The sequence below is a fragment of the Paenibacillus sp. FSL F4-0100 genome (genome assembly GCF_037993005.1).
GTDB lineage: Bacteria > Bacillota > Bacilli > Paenibacillales > Paenibacillaceae > Paenibacillus_AQ.
In genome coordinates this window covers 1,864,843-1,881,181 of sequence record NZ_CP150303.1, presented here as the reverse complement: position 1 = coordinate 1,881,181, position 16,339 = coordinate 1,864,843, and the positions used below count along the sequence as shown (strand labels likewise).

At 52.7% G+C, this 16,339-nt stretch carries 10 protein-coding genes; 3 read left to right on the top strand and 7 right to left on the bottom strand.

All coding sequences use genetic code 11. From position 1 onward, the window contains the following. Positions 1–339: 339 nt before the first annotated feature. From MHH48_RS08155 to MHH48_RS08130, 6 genes are all read right to left on the bottom strand, one after another. Positions 340–2,784 (bottom strand): glycogen/starch/alpha-glucan phosphorylase, encoded by a 2,445-nt coding sequence (locus MHH48_RS08155; protein ID WP_076323092.1) that lies wholly within the window; start codon positions 2,782–2,784, stop codon positions 340–342. Positions 2,785–2,822: 38 nt separating this feature from the next. Continuing rightward, positions 2,823–3,926 carry a glucose-1-phosphate adenylyltransferase subunit GlgD gene (glgD, locus tag MHH48_RS08150; RefSeq protein ID WP_076323091.1) on the bottom strand — a complete coding sequence of 368 codons (1,104 nt, stop codon included), beginning with the start codon at positions 3,924–3,926 and terminating at the stop codon, positions 2,823–2,825. A 14-nt stretch (positions 3,927–3,940) separates the two neighbouring features. After that, on the bottom strand, positions 3,941–5,125 hold the full coding sequence (locus tag MHH48_RS08145; protein WP_076323090.1) for a glucose-1-phosphate adenylyltransferase: 1,185 nt from the start codon (positions 5,123–5,125) through the stop codon (positions 3,941–3,943). 441 nt (positions 5,126–5,566) lie between these two features. Beyond that, positions 5,567–6,736, bottom strand: a complete 1,170-nt coding sequence (locus MHH48_RS08140; protein WP_256720559.1) for an MBL fold metallo-hydrolase — start codon at positions 6,734–6,736, stop codon at positions 5,567–5,569. Between the two features lie 403 nt (positions 6,737–7,139). Then, a complete protein-coding gene (locus MHH48_RS08135; protein ID WP_076323087.1) occupies positions 7,140–8,804 on the bottom strand; it encodes a response regulator in 1,665 nt (554 codons plus the stop codon). A gap of 7 nt (positions 8,805–8,811) precedes the next feature. Then, on the bottom strand, positions 8,812–10,641 hold the full coding sequence (locus MHH48_RS08130; protein ID WP_076323086.1) for a sensor histidine kinase: 1,830 nt from the start codon (positions 10,639–10,641) through the stop codon (positions 8,812–8,814). A 207-nt stretch (positions 10,642–10,848) separates the two neighbouring features. Between MHH48_RS08130 and MHH48_RS08125 the strand changes: the two genes are divergently transcribed. The 3 genes from MHH48_RS08125 (at position 10,849) to MHH48_RS08115 (ending at position 14,323) form a co-directional block, all read left to right on the top strand. Then, complete coding sequence (locus MHH48_RS08125) at positions 10,849–12,204, top strand: extracellular solute-binding protein (protein WP_083659680.1); 1,356 nt, start codon at positions 10,849–10,851, stop codon at positions 12,202–12,204. A 319-nt stretch (positions 12,205–12,523) separates the two neighbouring features. Next, positions 12,524–13,408 carry a sugar ABC transporter permease gene (locus tag MHH48_RS08120; protein WP_076323184.1) on the top strand — a complete coding sequence of 295 codons (885 nt, stop codon included), beginning with the start codon at positions 12,524–12,526 and terminating at the stop codon, positions 13,406–13,408. A gap of 21 nt (positions 13,409–13,429) precedes the next feature. Continuing rightward, entirely contained in the window at positions 13,430–14,323 is an 894-nt protein-coding gene (locus tag MHH48_RS08115; protein ID WP_179090641.1) for a carbohydrate ABC transporter permease, read from the top strand. A gap of 176 nt (positions 14,324–14,499) precedes the next feature. Here the strand turns inward: MHH48_RS08115 and MHH48_RS08110 are convergent, their stop codons facing one another. Continuing rightward, on the bottom strand, positions 14,500–16,227 hold the full coding sequence (locus MHH48_RS08110) for a proline--tRNA ligase (RefSeq protein WP_076323084.1): 1,728 nt from the start codon (positions 16,225–16,227) through the stop codon (positions 14,500–14,502). Between the last annotated feature and the right edge of the window lie 112 nt (positions 16,228–16,339).

Here is a 16,339-nt window from a genome sequence, read left to right as displayed (position 1 = left end):
TGCCTATCAGAAGGAAGGAACTCACCGAACCTATCCTATTCCAATCGTGAACTGGGTGATTTCAAAGAATGATAGACGATTGCAGTAGAAAGCATTTTAGCATTTCGGGCCGGAACGATGAGTTTCTTCTATAATAAGCAGGCCTCCGCTAACCAATAAGAAGGCTTTTCTCACCTATGAAAAAACGGGCTGTCCAATCACGTAAATCGGTAAATCTATCTAGTCATTTTCCAAGCATCCATCATATGCTATGATGAAGAACATTCCAATAGAGCACCTATGGAAACCCCGCCAAGCCTATGGCGGGGTTCTTTTTTTAGATTTTGTAATAGAGATAGATTATCTATTCACACCGACTTTAACAGGAGAAACATTCCAGATGTCGGATGCATAACGGTGAATCGTGTTATCACTGGAGAAATGTCCCGAGTGTGCGATATTTACAATTGACTTCTCGGTCCAGGATCCACTATTCAAATAAGCATCATCGATATCCGACTGGGTTGCCACATAACTGGCAAAGTCCGCTAATACAAAAAACTCATCGTTATGATCCAGCAGGGACTGAAGAATCTGACCAAACTCCAACTCGTGACAGCAGAACGGTCCTGAGGATATCAACTGACTCAGCACGCGGGCGATTCTCGGATCCTGCTCATACCGTTCCCTGGATACATAAGCTCCCGTCCTGTAATACTCGAGCACTTCCTCCAGCTTCAAACCGAACAGGAACATATTCTCATTGCCGAGCAGCTCGAACATCTCCACGTTAGCCCCATCCAGCGTGCCGATGGTCAACGCACCGTTCATCATGAACTTCATGTTTCCCGTGCCGGATGCCTCCTTGCCAGCCGTGGAAATCTGCTCGCTCACATCGGCTGCGGGAATAATCTTCTCCGCCAGAGACACCGAATAATTTTCCAGAAACAGCACCTGGAGTTTGTCATTGACCTGCGGATCCTTATTCACGACTTCGGCAACGACATTAATGAGTTTGATGATGCTTTTGGCCAGATAGTAACCCGGCGCTGCCTTCGCCCCAAAAATGACGGTACGGGGAACGCGATCCGCGCTTGGCTGATCCTTAATCTCGTTATACACGTGCATCACTCGTAAAATATTCAACAATTGCCGCTTATAACCGTGCAGCCGCTTCACATGGACATCGAATATGGAATCGGGATTGATCACGATCCCTTGCTTATTCGCGATATATTCGGCAAGCCGTTCTTTATTACTCCGTTTGATCCGCTGAATCCCCTGCTGAAAGGCGGTGTCGGTCTTAAGTGACTTGAGCTGGATCAATTGATGAGGATCCGTGATCCATGAAGTGCCGATACCGTCGCAGACCAATTGACTCAGGCCGGGGTTGCTGTGCATCAGCCAGCGCCGGTGGGTAATCCCGTTGGTTTTATTACTGAATCGCTCCGGATACAGCTCATAATGCGGCTTCATCACCTGGGTCTTCAGCAGTTCCGTGTGCAGCGCAGCTACGCCGTTCACATGATAGCTACCCACAATCGCCAGATTGGCCATGCGGATCTGGTCGCTTTCGATGATGGCGAGCTGCGATATGCGCTCACGGTCCCCTGGATAGCGTTCCAGCAGCATGCCGCAGAAGCGTTTATTGATCTCTTCAATCATCATGTAAATGCGCGGCAGCAGCTCACGAACCATGCCGGCAGGCCATTTTTCCAACGCTTCGCTAAGCAAGGTGTGGTTCGTGTAGGATACGGTCCGGCTCGCGATGTCCCAGGCCTCATCCCAACCGAAGCCCTTGTCATCGATCAGAATCCGCATCAGCTCCGGAATCACCAGCGTCGGGTGGGTATCATTGATATGAATGGCAACATGCTCGGGAAGTTCATGATAGGTCCGTCCCAGCTTGTCGAACGTTCTAAGAATGCTTTGAACGCCTGCGGAACAGAGGAAGTACTGCTGTTTCAGCCGAAGGAGCTTGCCTTCGTATGCCGAATCATCCGGGTACAAAAACTCCGATATCGATTCGACCGAACGGTTATATTCCAAAAATTTATAATAGCTGTTATGATGATGGGCCGAACGGATTCTGGATATATCCGAAGCGGACTCGGCGCTCCACAGCCGCAGCGTATTTACCTGCCCCTCGCCATAACCGATCACCGGAACGTCGTAGGGTACAGCCTGAACACGCTCATAATCCACCGTGTGAAATACGGTTCGCCCCTCCTGCACATCCACTTCCACGCAACCCCAGAATTGGACTTCCACCGCCTTGTCAGCCCGCCGCTCTTCCCAGACGTTGCCCCGCTGGAGCCAGTTGTCCGGCAGCTCGACTTGATGGCCGTCAATTATCTTCTGTTCAAACAATCCGTACTTATACCGGATGCCGCATCCATGGCCTGCATAGCTTAGCGACGCCAACGAATCGAGAAAACATGCCGCAAGACGTCCGAGCCCCCCGTTGCCTAGCCCCGCGTCCGGTTCCTGCTCCTCAATCTCTTCCAAATTCCATCCCAGGTCCAAAAGGCCGCTGCGGACCATATCCAATACACCCAGGTTCAGCAGATTGTTTCCCAGCAGCCGCCCGATCAAAAATTCAAGCGAGAAATAATACACCTGCTTCTGCCCGGTATCCCGGTATATCCGATTGGCAGCCGCCCATTCCCGTCCGACATACTCCCGAATCATGCCGCCGAGTATTTTGTATACATCCTCAGCCGTCGCTTCCTCAAGTCCCTTCCCCAACCGACTCACCAACTGCTCCGTAAAGACCTGCTTGAATGTTTCCTTGTTGTTAAACAAAAGAAAGTTCCTCCTGACGGATTCGTATTATTTTGCGATTAAATCGAGATGTCCTTGGCAATGACAAAAGGTTTGCGAAAATCGCCTTGAAGCTTATGATCTCGCGAGATCATCACATCTTTATCGAGTATGACGTTCTCCAGCCTCACGTTCTCGCCTATGATGCATTTTTGCATGATGATGGAGTTATGGATGCTTGCGCCTCGCTTTACCTGTACTCCGCGAAACAGAATACTGTTCTTTACTTCCCCGTCGATCTGGCAACCGTTGGCGACCAGCGCGTTGCTCACATCGGCTGAATTCAAATATTTGGCGGGAACCTCATACTTGATCTTGGTGTGGACCGCCTGCTTGCGGAATAAGCTGTTGTACGCCTTCGGGTTCAGAAGGTTCATGCTGGTACGGTAATAGCTTTCGAGCGAATTGATCACTGCGTGATACCCGCGGTATTCATATCCCGCAATGTTCAGCTTGTTCCGGTTATGCATAATCGCGTCCCGGAAAAAGTGATTGCCCCCATGGGCGATGCAATGATCGGCCATCTCAAGAAACCGCGATTTCTCCATCACGAACATCTCCATGTATACCGCATCATGCTTATGATCGTAATGAATATCCGTGACCATGCCGTCCTCATCGACATCGAGCCGGGTGCAGGAACGATGCTCTTCCCTCGGCGCATTTACCCTTGTATAAACAAGCGTCACGTCAGCACCCTGCTCCAGATGGTATTCGTACACCTCGTTCAAATCGACCGTGCTGATATGCTGGCTGCCGGAGTGCACGATATGCTTTGCAGCTCCCCGCTCAAAAAAATCGAGATTGTTATAAATATGCCGCAGCTCGCCAGCGGACACATCCGCTTCATCATTCCAATCCGGCGGAAGTATGAATAGGCCGCCACGCTTGCGGTGCATATCCCACGGCCTGCCTTCACCCAGATGATCCATTAGGGAGCGGTATTTCCTGCGAACGAACAGCGCAATATCCTCAATGCCCGCATGCATCATATTCGACATCACAAAGTCGATCAGGCGATACCTTCCCGCGAATGGCACAGCAGCCCCGCACCGGTAATACGTCAATTCACTCAGCACATCCCGTTCATGCTCCAAATTAATGATACCCATGAGTTCTCTCATCTGCGTATCCCGTCCTAACCTTGATTATTATGGGACGAAGACGACGATTGAAGCAGCTTCTGGACGTCTTCATCTTGATCGCTTACAAGCACAATTCGGGATGGATCTTCCTCAGGCGGACCGATGACGGCATGATCTTGAATAACCATGTCCTCGGTGATAATAGCCCGGTCTATGCGTACATGGCTGCCGATACGCACCTTGGGCATGATGACGGAATCGGTAATGACGCTGCCTTCCCCTACCTCCACCCCATAAAAGAGGATCGAATGCTCTACCTCGCCGCATACGGTGCAGCCCTCGTTAATCATGCTGTTCCGGACGACGCCGGTTGGAGAAATATACTCTGCGGGCTGATTCGGGTTCCGGGTGTAAATGCGCCACATCGGATCGTTCAAGTCCAGTTTGGGGTGCTTGCAGAGCAGATCCATGTTAGCTTCCCATAGGCTCTCGATGGTGCCGACGTCCTTCCAGTACCCTTCGAACGGATAAGCGTACAGTGTCTTGCCGTCCTCTAGCATGCTCGGGAGAATGTCTTTGCCAAAATCATGGCTTGTATCCGGAAGCTCCGCATTCCGCATTAAATAAGATCGCAGCAGCTTCCAGCGGAACAGATAAACGCCCATGGATGCCGTCGTACTCCTCGGCTGCGCAGGCTTCTCCTCGAACTCGAAAATCCGGTAGTTCTCATCCGTATTCACCATGCCGAACCGCTTCGCTTCATCCAGGTTCACCTCAATGACGGAGATGGTGCAATCCGCATCCTTCTCCTTGTGATAAGTCAGCATCCGGTCGTAATCCATCTTATAGATGTGATCTCCCGACAAAATCAAAACGTGCTCGGGATCGTACTGGTCAATAAACTTGAGGTTCCGATAAATCGCATCCGCCGTCCCGCGGTACCAGGTCGTCCCGTCCTCGCGTTCATGAGGCGGGAGCACGAATACGCCCCCATTCAACCGGTCCATATCCCAATCGCTTCCTACGCCAATGTAAGAATGCAGAACCAGTGGTTCATACTGGGTTAACACCCCGACCGTGTCGATTCCCGAATGGGAGCAGTTGCTCAGCGGAAAATCAATGATCCGGTATGTACCCCCAAAATAAACAGCCGGCTTGGCCAGCCTCTTCGTCAGACCTTTCAGCCGTTTGCCTTGACCTCCTGCGAGCAGCATGGCGACCACATCTTTTTTCTTCATGGCAGATTCTCCTTTAAGGGCTTTATAAGATACGAATCCTAGAACATGAAATTTGCGGATTTAACCAAGGGAACGCTTCGATACGAATATGGTGGAGTGGATCATGGTGATGAGTAATTAAGAAAAAAACGCTTGAGGGGATGCCTTGCTTAAACAGCAAGGTATATCAACTATATGCGGGGTAGAGAGAAACTCTGTCTCTAATCAGGAGAAAGCCCCTTCTTTGGAATGAACGCGCCTTCTCTTCGTTTGAGAAAAAGTGCCGTGGCGCCGCTTGCCAAGCATCCTGATGTAGCGGTTATACAGATAACGGTCTGGCCATGTAAGACAACGGATGCTCCACAATGTAGCCCTCTGAATCTATTAAACAAAAAACCGCCCTTTCTACGCATGATGGAAGTCAACGTACAAGCAGACGGTTTTATTTATGTCTTGATTATATCAGGAATGCGGCTTTTTCCGTACAGAAAAATAGCGCATTCCGTCCCCGGTTTCGATCACTTCCCCGCGGCGGGTCAGCTCGGCGAGATGGGCCAGCGCTTCGCACATGGCGAAGCGCAGCTGGTGGATGCCGAGCTTCTCGCCGAAGAGGACGGTGCAGACCTCGAAGGCCGTTAGCCGTCCGGCAGCGCTCAGCATGCCGGCGATGGCGGTCAGGCGCTCCTCGTGATGGAGGAGGAGCGCGTCGATCCGTTCACGGAAATGCGTGAACGGATGACGGTGTCCGGGGTACGCCGTCCGGACATGCAGTTCGCGCAAGCGGCGAAGCCCTGCGAGGAATCGAGCCAACGGCTCGGCGTCGCTGCCGGGCAGCAGGCTTACGTTGGGCGAGATTTGCGGCAGCACGGCATCGCCGCATAACAGGACGCCGCTGTCTGCATGGAAGAACGACAGATGCCCCGGAGCATGGCCGGCCGTTTGCACCGGCACCCAGATCCGGTTGCCCATCCGGAACGGCAGGCCCTCGCCGATAAACGATATGTCCGGCTGCGGCGTGACTTGGGGGAAGAAGCCATTCAGATGCTCCGGCAGCAGGGCAAGCTTGGATTCCGGCATGCCATGCTGCCGGAAGAAGGCCGGGAGCGTGCGATCCATCGTGGAATCCGTTCCCCACATGAGCATCGCTTCACGATGTGCCCGCTTTGACATCCACACCTTGGCGCCCGACCGCTCCTGAAACCACCCGGCAAGCCCATAATGGTCCGGGTGATGATGGGTCAGCACGATCGAGACGATGTCGCTGAAATCCATCTCCAGCTGCTCCATCGCCGCCAGCCATTCCCGCTCCGAGGAAGCCGTGCGCGGTCCCGGATCGATGATGGTCATTCCGTCATCTCCCCGCAGCACATAGCTGTTGACCCATCGTAAGGGGTTGGACAATGCAATCTTCACCTGGCTAAGCTGATGCTCTTCTATATGATGAATGTCCGGGCTATTTCCCTTCTCATCCTGATTCATCGTAGATGCAACCTCCGTCCGCAATATGACTTCATTTCTGACTCTTTCATCATAAGCTTGTAGTCGGGATATGTATAGCAGGCTGCGATGGTTTGTTTCAGGGGCTATTCGATAGTCGGTACCTTGGAATGATCGATTGCTAAAATGCTGCATTATGAAATGAATGAGCTAGTAGGTTCCGTTAAAAGACGCTGCACGTACGTATCGTTCCTCCAATCGCTGCCGCTTTTCCGGAATCGATTCGCCCGCTCCGCTTCTTCGTGCTTGTCCACGAATAGTTGAAAACCTTCGAACTCGCTCCTCACAAAGCTATCTTTTATGAAAATCCCCATACTCCCAAAAAGAAAGGCACCCCTGAAAGGCTGTACAATCTTAGGGATGCCTTCCTTAGTCCTTTAAAGGGAATTGCATGGCCCTTACGTTCCGTTTCCATACCACAAAGCCCCTCTCGGGGCGATGCTACGCTTTCGTTTTCGTATTCTAAGTCCTTCCTAAGTACCTGCAAGGTGAACACAAGTCGCCCCGTACAATGCATGTCTCTCTACCCTTCTCAGACTCAATGAATACTCAACTTATACTGTGAGGGCGTTACGCCGGTCCACTTCTTGAAGGTGGAGCTGAAATGTCGCTCCTCCTGATAGCCGACCAGACGGGCGACGGCGTAGATCTTGAGGTCCTGCCGAAGCAGCTCCTTGGATTTCTCGATTCGGTATTGATGCAAATAATCCAGGAAATTGACGCCGAGCTCCTGCTTGAACAAGGAGCTTAAATACGTGTTGGAAATGTAGGCCTCGCGGGCGACAGCCTCCAGCGTCAGGTTGGTATTGTATTTCTCCTTGATCAGCTCGAGTACGGATTGGACCGTGCGGTGTAAGGTACGGTTGGAGGAGCAGGCTTCCACGAGATGCTGCATCATTTTTTTCACGATGGTCGCCAGCTCCTCCAGCGTCTCCACCTGCGGAAGCTGCTCCATGGAATTCACAAGCCGGTTCTTCCACTCGAACGCCCCGATCCTGTGCTCCTTGGCGATCCCTTGCAGGCTGATCATAAACGTGGTCGCCCGCAGATTCACCTCCTGCTTGCTGTAATGGGACTGCGTCTTGAACATATCGAGCCACACATCCAGATGATCCAAGGCTTGCTCAAAGCTTCCGAGCCGCAAATAATCCAGCATCTCCCGTTCGCACGTCTCGAACCGCTCGTTGTCCAATATGGACGAAGACGCAACTCCGGCCTCGCTTCCGGCACCTTCTTTGCGCTCCTTGCCCGAATAGAAGAACACGCCCCCTCTGCCCTTAAAGAAGCGGGACTCCATCGCCTGAACCGATTCCTGATACGAGTCATGGGCCTGATTGATGGACGCTTTCCAGGATCCGAGGGCAATGCTGACCGTCATCTTCAAATACTTCTCCAAATTCCCCTGCAGCGCCCGGATATGCGGCTCAAGTCCTTCTTGGGACGGCCCCAAGATGGACGCCGGATTGACCGAACCCCGACTGCCCTCGGCCGTACTGGCTACCCATAACAGGTCATCGCCTTCCTGGAACGCTTCGATGCGGCCTCCGTACACGCTGTCCAGTGTTTCCTTCACAATGTTGGCCGCCGCATAACGCAGGAGAACGACATCCCGTTCATCCAGCGGAATTCGAGACGTATCGACACGAATCAACCCTACCTGAACCCCGGCATTCCGAATATGCATTTGCAGTTCCTGCATGAGGCGCCCCCTGTCTTCAAGCGGGACGGCCGGATATCGCGTCCACTGTGATAGAACCTGGCTCTTCATTAATGGAATATTGCGGTTCCAGGACAGGTCTCTCTCCTTCAGCCTGGATTCGCGAGCTTCCTGAAACTCGGCGACCTTCTTGGCTTCCAGCACCGTCCTTAGAATCTCCTCGGGCCGGCAAGGCTTCAGAATGAAATCCTCCGCGCCAAGCCGGAGCGCTTGCTTCGCATAATTGAACTCGTTATATCCGCTAAGAATAATCGGCCGAAACTTCATCCCGCGGGACTTGGCCGCTTCGATCAGCTCCAGCCCATCCATATGGGGCATCCGGATATCCGTCAGCAAAATATCCGGACAGCAGCTCTCCATCATCGACAATGCCTCACTACCGTTTCCCGCTTCGCCGCAAATGACAATCCCGTGGGATTCCCAATCGATCAACCGGACCATTCCCTCTCTCACTGAAATCTCGTCTTCCGCTATGAGCAGTTTCATATCCAGGTCAATCCCCTTTTCTCTCCAGATGGATGACAGCCCGGGTCCCTCTTCCTTCCCTGCTGTCCAGTTCAAGATAAGCACCGGCTTGGAACAATCGCAGACGCTCCTGAATATTCAGGAGGGCAAATCCGGTCCGCAGCTCGCCCTCCCTGGCCTCAAGGCTGCGATTCTCCACCCGCTGCAAGCCGGAACTGAGCTTGTGCAGCTGCGACTCGGACATTCCGATCCCGTTGTCCAACACCTCCAACACGACGGCATCCTCCAGCCCGTATGCCCTTAGGGTGATGAAACCGTTCCCGTTCATCGGCTCAATTCCGTGTATGATGGCATTCTCCGCCAAAGGCTGCAGGATCAGCTTAGGGATCATGAAGGCGGCCACCTCCGCTTCAATCTCAATCGAGAAATCAAACCGGTCCATGAAGCGGTTTTTCTGCAAAAACAAATAGTTCCGTACCAGCTCCATCTCCTGTTCAATCGTAAAGAAATCCTTTCCGTCATTCAGGCTGAGCCGGAATACCTGCGACAAGGAATATACCATGTCCGCTATATCCTTCTCCCCCTTCTTCTCCGCCGTCCAACTGATCGTATTCAAGGTGTTGTACAGAAAATGAGGGGATATTTGCGCCTGCAGTGTTTTCAGCTCCGCTTCCTTCTGCTTCAGCTGCGTTGCGTACACATCATCGATCAGCACCTTGATGCGCTTGACCATCGCATTGTAACCGCTACCGAGCTCACCGATCTCATCCTCTCCGGTAAAATGCACCCGCTGCGTGAAGTCGCCCGTCTGAAGCTTGCGCATCGAGCGGGAAAGCTTCATGAGCGGCTTCGTAATCATGTTGGACAGCAGCCAGGTGACGACAAGGCTGATGATGAAGCAGACCACGGCCACAGCTACCGTCAATTGTCCGATCCGTCCCAGTTCGCTTACCAGCTTCTCCCGCGTATTGACCACGACGACATGCCAGCCCGTGCTCGGAGATTCCGTCTGGGTTATCATCCAATCCCGCGACTCCTTCCACAGCCCAAGCCTCTCTTCCGTTGAGAATCCGGCATGGGCTCCGTCCGCTCCGTTATAGGGAAGCTCCGTGTCATATTTTCCGATCCAGTGCTGATTCGTGGCCGTGATGATGAGCCCGTCTTCGCTTATGACATACATCTCGGTGGCAAGCGTAGGCTGCCCCAGGTACAATCGGCCGATTCGGGCCGCATCCACGCCGATCATGATCAGGCCAGCCGGCTTCAGGTCGTAGATATTGCCGATGACGCGCGACAGCACGATTTTATGATAATGATCCCCGACAAAAATGCCGTCCGACGGTTTGACCAAACCATAGACGGGACTGCCCTTGGCCTTGAGTGCGGCATCGAAGTATGGGCCCTCCATGAAGTTGGACAAGGTCATCGCGCTAGTGATTCCCGCCTGATTCGTTGCAAACGGTTCCAAGTGTTCGTAGCCTGGTTTGAGCGTGTATAATATCATCGATTGGATGGAATCGCTGGCGACCATCATGTTGGAGACGGTTTTGAAAGCCTTTTGCCTTTCCGCAGGCTGATAGCCCGACTCCAGCAATCTCTGGATTTCATCATCCAAAAAGAGGTTGTTGGAAAAAAACAGCATTGCCTTGGCGACGCTGTCGATCTGGTCGGCCGTTTTTTGCGTGAGTTGATCCTGGGTCTGCTTCATCTTGTCCATCACTTCATTGGACGATATTTCGTAGGCGATCCACCCCATGGCAACAATGGTCGCCATCAGCAGCGGGACAAACCAGAACAGCAGCTTGAACCGGATCGGCATGCCGGTATACCACCGCTTATATCGTGGGGTTCCATTCATAAATACCATCACCTGTTTTCAGAAGAATATGTGAAGGATTGAAATTACTGTTATTATAGCGGATTATTACTGCAAAAAGATCGGCTCCGCCCCAACACCTGAAAAATGCATACATCCATCTGAAATTTTAGGCATGTTGCCCGTTTCCTCGGCCCGGTATGATGAATCTTGCAAGCTGAAAAATATCGATAAAGGTGGGTTAACCAAATGAAACCTATGAGATTGTGGCTGCTGACGGTGATCATGGCCGTCATTCTGGCAGGTTGCGGCGGTTCCGGAGGAACGACCGCAACGGACAGCGGATCGAACCCGAAGCCGGATGAAACCGGGACAGATCCAGGCACGAAAACGGAAGAAGCGGTAACGTTGAAGATGTTCACGGCTTATGCAGATCGCGCGAACGGCCCAGGTAAAATCGAGCAGGAAATCATCGACGCCTACATGCAGGAGAACCCGAATGTCAAAATCGAGGTTGAAGCGCTGCAGGATGAGCCTTACAAAGCCAAAATCAAAGTGTATGCCTCCACCAACCAGCTGCCGGACATTATTCAGGCATGGGGACAACCTTCTTTCCTCTCCCCGCTGCTCGATAACGACATGTTGCTCGAATTGAATCCGGATGACTTTAGCGGTAGCAATTTCGTGGCCGGCTCGGTCGACGGTTTCAGCAAAGACGGGAAAATGTACGGGATTCCGCGGAATACGGACTATGCCGTCCTCTACTACAACAAAAAGATTTTTGACGATAACGGTTTAAAGGTACCAGCCACTGTTGCGGAACTGCTGGATGTCGTGAAGCAGCTGCGAGCCAAGAACATTAACCCTGTCGCGATTAACGGGATGGAAGGCTGGACGCTGCCGATTATGTTCGATTATTACGCACAGCGTGCAAGCGGCGACTTTACGCTGATGGACAAAGCATTTAACGGCGAAATCTCTTTCACGGACCCAACCCTTATTCAGGGTGCCTCGGACATGCTGGCTTTTGCCGATGCCAAAGGCTTTGCGGACGGCTGGTTGACGGCCGATTACGGTACGGCGCGAAACCTGTTCGGACAAGGACAGGCGGCGATGTTCTTCATGGGGAACTGGGAAGCCAGTCTGGCTACCGATGAGAACTTCTCCGAAGATTTCCGTCAGAACGTCGGCGCGATCTCCTTCCCGGCTTCCGATAAGGGCTCGCAAACGGACATCGCGGCATGGTATGGCGGCGGTTACGCCATCTCCAAAAACACCAAGCACGCGGACGCTGCCATCGCGTTCATGAAATACTTCTTCGCGCCGGACAACTGGCCGAAAAAAGTATGGCAATCGGGCGCAGGCACGCCAGCGCAAAAATTCGACCAGTACTTAACGGGTGAAGAAACCGAGCTGCAAGAGCAGCTGATCGATATTTTCACCAATATGACTTCGTCTGCCGGCACGCCGCTTCAGGACATATCCAGCGACGAGTTCAAGCAAAAATCGATGGAGATCCATCAGCAGCTGCTGTCGGGCAAAATCACGCCGGAGCAATTCGCCAAGGAACTGGATGCGGCGGCTTCTAAAGCCAACGCCAAATAACATGGAAATTCACGGAGCGTCCCGACAAGGTCTGTATGGCCTGCGGGGCGCTCTTTTTTCATGCGAAAATTACGAAAAACCATTCCTATTTGCCTCGATTGGAGTCCACGGTTCACTGAACATCACGCAGGATCTCGGAGCCGGCTTCGCTCGCCGCGGCATGAATGAAACATCCTCTGAAAAATGAATACACTCATCGTAAATTTCCGGCATGTTCCTGCCATCAGCGCTCGGATACGATAGATTTAGTCGGAGATTTGGGAGCCAGTGAAAGCGCGTGGCCCCATCAAGATTATGAAGGACGGAGATGTTGAACGCCATGCACAAAGTACTTAGTGACAAAAAAGCCATTTTTCTACTCATCGCCCCGGGCTTGATCTTGTTTGCATTCATGATCTGCATCCCGATCGTCATGAGCGCTTATTACGGCTCGACCGATTGGGGCGGAATCGGCAAATACGATTTTGTAGGCCTGAGTAATTATAAGGAGATTCTGTTCGAGGACCCCGTATTTTGGAATTCGCTCCGGAATGCGCTGCTGCTCACGGCCGCTACCCTTGTGATCCAGCATCCGATCGCCATTCTGCTCGCCATCTTCCTTACCCATTGCGGGAAATACGAGAAAATATTTCGGACCATTTTCTTTATTCCAGCCGTCATCTCGATTGTGGTGACCGCTAAACTGTGGAGCGGGATTTTCCATCCCAATTACGGGCTGCTCAACAAATTTCTGGAGGGCATCGGGCTGGGCGTGCTGAAGCATGACTGGCTCGGCGATCCCCATACCGCCATCTGGTGCATTATCGTGGTTGTCATGTGGCAAGGTTTCGGATATGCGCTGCTGCTGTACTACTCGGGTCTCCAGGGGATTCCCAAGGATCTGGGCGAAGCGGCCAAAATTGACGGCGCCACCCATACGCAGCTGTACACCCGGATCATGATCCCGCTGCTGGCTCCCATGATGCGTGTGGCTATCATCATTGCTGTCACCACCTGCCTGAAACAGATGGAAACCGTGTTTCTCATGACAAACGGTGGACCCGCCAACAGCACGCAATTTCTGGGCAATTACATTTACAAGGTCGCGTTCTCCTCGTCCCTCTACGGATACGGGAATGCCATCTCGGTGCTGTTCATCGTATTTTGTCTGATGCTAACCGTCGTGCTGAATAAAGCTTTGAAAAAAGACGTCGGAGAGTTTTAAGCGAAAAAGGAGGATTTACCGTTGTCATTACCAATATCGCCACCAGCCCGGAAACCACAAGCTATACCCGCTTCAAGCCGGATCGTCCGGCGCAGCCCCTGGCCTAAAATCGCGCTGTTTGCTTTTATGATCGTCGTTGCCCTGATCCAGCTCTTCCCTTTGATCTGGCTGGTGGATTACTCTCTGCTGAAAAGCGGGGATTTTTTCGGGAAAAACTTTCTGGTGTGGCCGGACCCGCCCCAATGGGAAAACTATAAAAACGCGTTCACCTATGGCCGCGTGCCTCTATTCTTCTTTAACAGCCTGCTGGTCACCGTCATCACGGTTGCGGCTTCCGCTGTGCTGTCACTCATGATGGGTTATGCCTTTACGCGCATGCGATGGAAGCTGAGCGGTTTCTTCCTGGGATTCGTCATGCTCGGCATGATCATTCCGATTCATGCCACGCTGCTGCCGAACTTCATCCTGTTCCACAAGCTGGACATGCTGAACAACCTGTTCACCTTGATTCTTCCGTATACGGCCATCGTCATTCCGATCAGCATGTTCATCATGACCGGGTTTCTGGAGACCATCCCCAGGGCGATCGAGGAATCGGCCGTGATGGACGGGGCCGGTATATTTGGCGTCATCTTCAAAATCATCTTCCCGATTACCAAGCCGGCGATCGCCACGATCTGCGTGCTCAACTTTATCAGCACATGGAATGAATTCATTATGGCCAACACCTTCCTCACCAGCGAGGACATCAAGACGATCCCCTTCTCCATCATGAAGTTTGCAGGGGAGTATTCCTCCAATTACGGAGCGCAATTTGCCGTTATGACCATCATCGCCCTGCCAACCATTCTGATCTATCTCCTGTTCACCGAGCAGATGACCAAAGGCATTACGGCCGGAGCGGTGAAAGGATAGCCTTAGTCTGGCCGACGCAAAAAAAACACCCCTGGATAGTCAAGGACCAGCTCACGTTCTTGCTATTTCAGGGGTGTTCCGTTATAGAAAGATGTTTATTCGATCGTTCGTATCCTTACGGATCCTCGTTCATGCCCGTGATTCCGGGCAACCGATTCCTTGGGTTGGACCGGATTTCATCCATACAACTGTCGGGCTGCCTCCTCGCGTGAACGCTGGATGGCTTCCTCAGCAGGTAGTTTGATCTTAAGGCCGTCCTCGCCCATCCATTCGACCTCTCCGTTAGCTGCACCGCGGCCAACGATCAGACGCAGCGGAGCGCCGGCAAGGTCGGCATCCTTGAACTTGACGCCGGCCCGTTCGTCCCGGTCATCCAACAGCGGCTCCAGACCAGCCTTGTTCAGCTCGCTGTAGATATGTTCAGCCAGTTTCATTTGGGCCTCATCCTTAACCGCAACCGGGATAATGTGCACCTTGAACGGAGCGACGGACATCGGCCAGACCAATCGCTCATCCGAGATACGCTGCTCGGCGATGGCGGCCATGACGCGGGAGACGCCAATACCGTAGCAGCCCATGATCAGCGGTTTCTCCCGCCCGTCGGAATCCAGATACATACCGTTCATGGCGTCACTGTATTTCGTACCCAGCTTGAACACATGTCCAAGCTCAATCCCGCGATGAAATTCGAGCGGCGCTCCGCAGCGCGGGCAAGGTTCTCCTTCGATTACATTCCGAAAGTCGCCGGTATACTCCAGCGAAAAATCACGTCCTGGACGGACCCCCTTTAAATGGAAATCCCCTTGATTGCCACCTGTAATCCCCTCTGCCATCGCTGCTACTTCGTAATCGACCAATACTTTTAGGGAAAGGCCTACCGGTCCCGCAAACCCGACTGGGGCTCCCGTCGCCTGCATCACCTCTTCGGCACTCGCTAATTCCGCGAGTTCTGCTTCTAGGTAAGACTTCACTTTTGCCTCGTTCGCTTCACGGTCTCCCCGGACAAGGACCGCGACTCGTTCTCCGTCCACTTGGTAAATCAGTGTCTTGATCAATTGCTCCGAGCGGACTTGGAGGAAGTTAGTCAATTCCTGAATACTCTTCACATTTGGCGTCAATATCTGCTCTATGGCAGAATGACCGTCAGCGGCCGCGGACTTCCTATCAACCTGCTTAGCCGGAGCCTTAGACTCCGCACGCTCCAGATTTGCTGCATAACTGCAATCGCTGCACGAAACAACGGTATCCTCGCCTATATCCGCCAGCGCCATAAACTCATGGGTTTCCCCTTGCCCACCAATGGCACCTGCATCAGCTTCCACCGCCCGGAACGTCAGACCGCAGCGCCTAAAGATTCGTTCATACGTTTCATACATGTTCCGGTAGGACACATCCAGGCCCTCCCAGTCCCGGTCGAAAGAATACGCATCCTTCATCAGGAATTCACGGCCCCGCAGCAGGCCGAAACGCGGACGCCGCTCATCCCGGTATTTGCTCTGAATTTGGTACAGGTTCACCGGCAACTTCCGGTAGGAAGAAATCTCTTGGCGAACGATAGACGTAATCACTTCTTCATGGGTTGGCCCAAGCACGAACTCCCGGTCATGGCGGTCATGCAGCCTGATGAGTTCCGATCCGTAAATATCGTACCTGCCCGATTCCTTCCACAGCTCGGCGGGCTGGACGGCAGGCATGAGCATCTCCTGCCCGCCAGAGGCATCCATTTCCTTCCGAATAATCGCTTCGATCTTCCGCAAGACCCGCCAGCCCAGCGGCAGATACGAATAGATTCCTGCCGCCGTTTGACGGATATAGCCGCCACGGAGCATCCATTGATGGCTCAGTGCCTCCGCCTCGGAAGGCACATCACGCATCGTTGTCATCAATAATTGGCTTTGCCGCATCTTCCTCATACTCCTTCTTATCTCCATGAATGAACCTGCCTGAGCGCAAAAAAGAGCACATTCGCTCCTAGGGACGAATGTGCTCGTGGTACCACCCTGATTCCATCTTGCG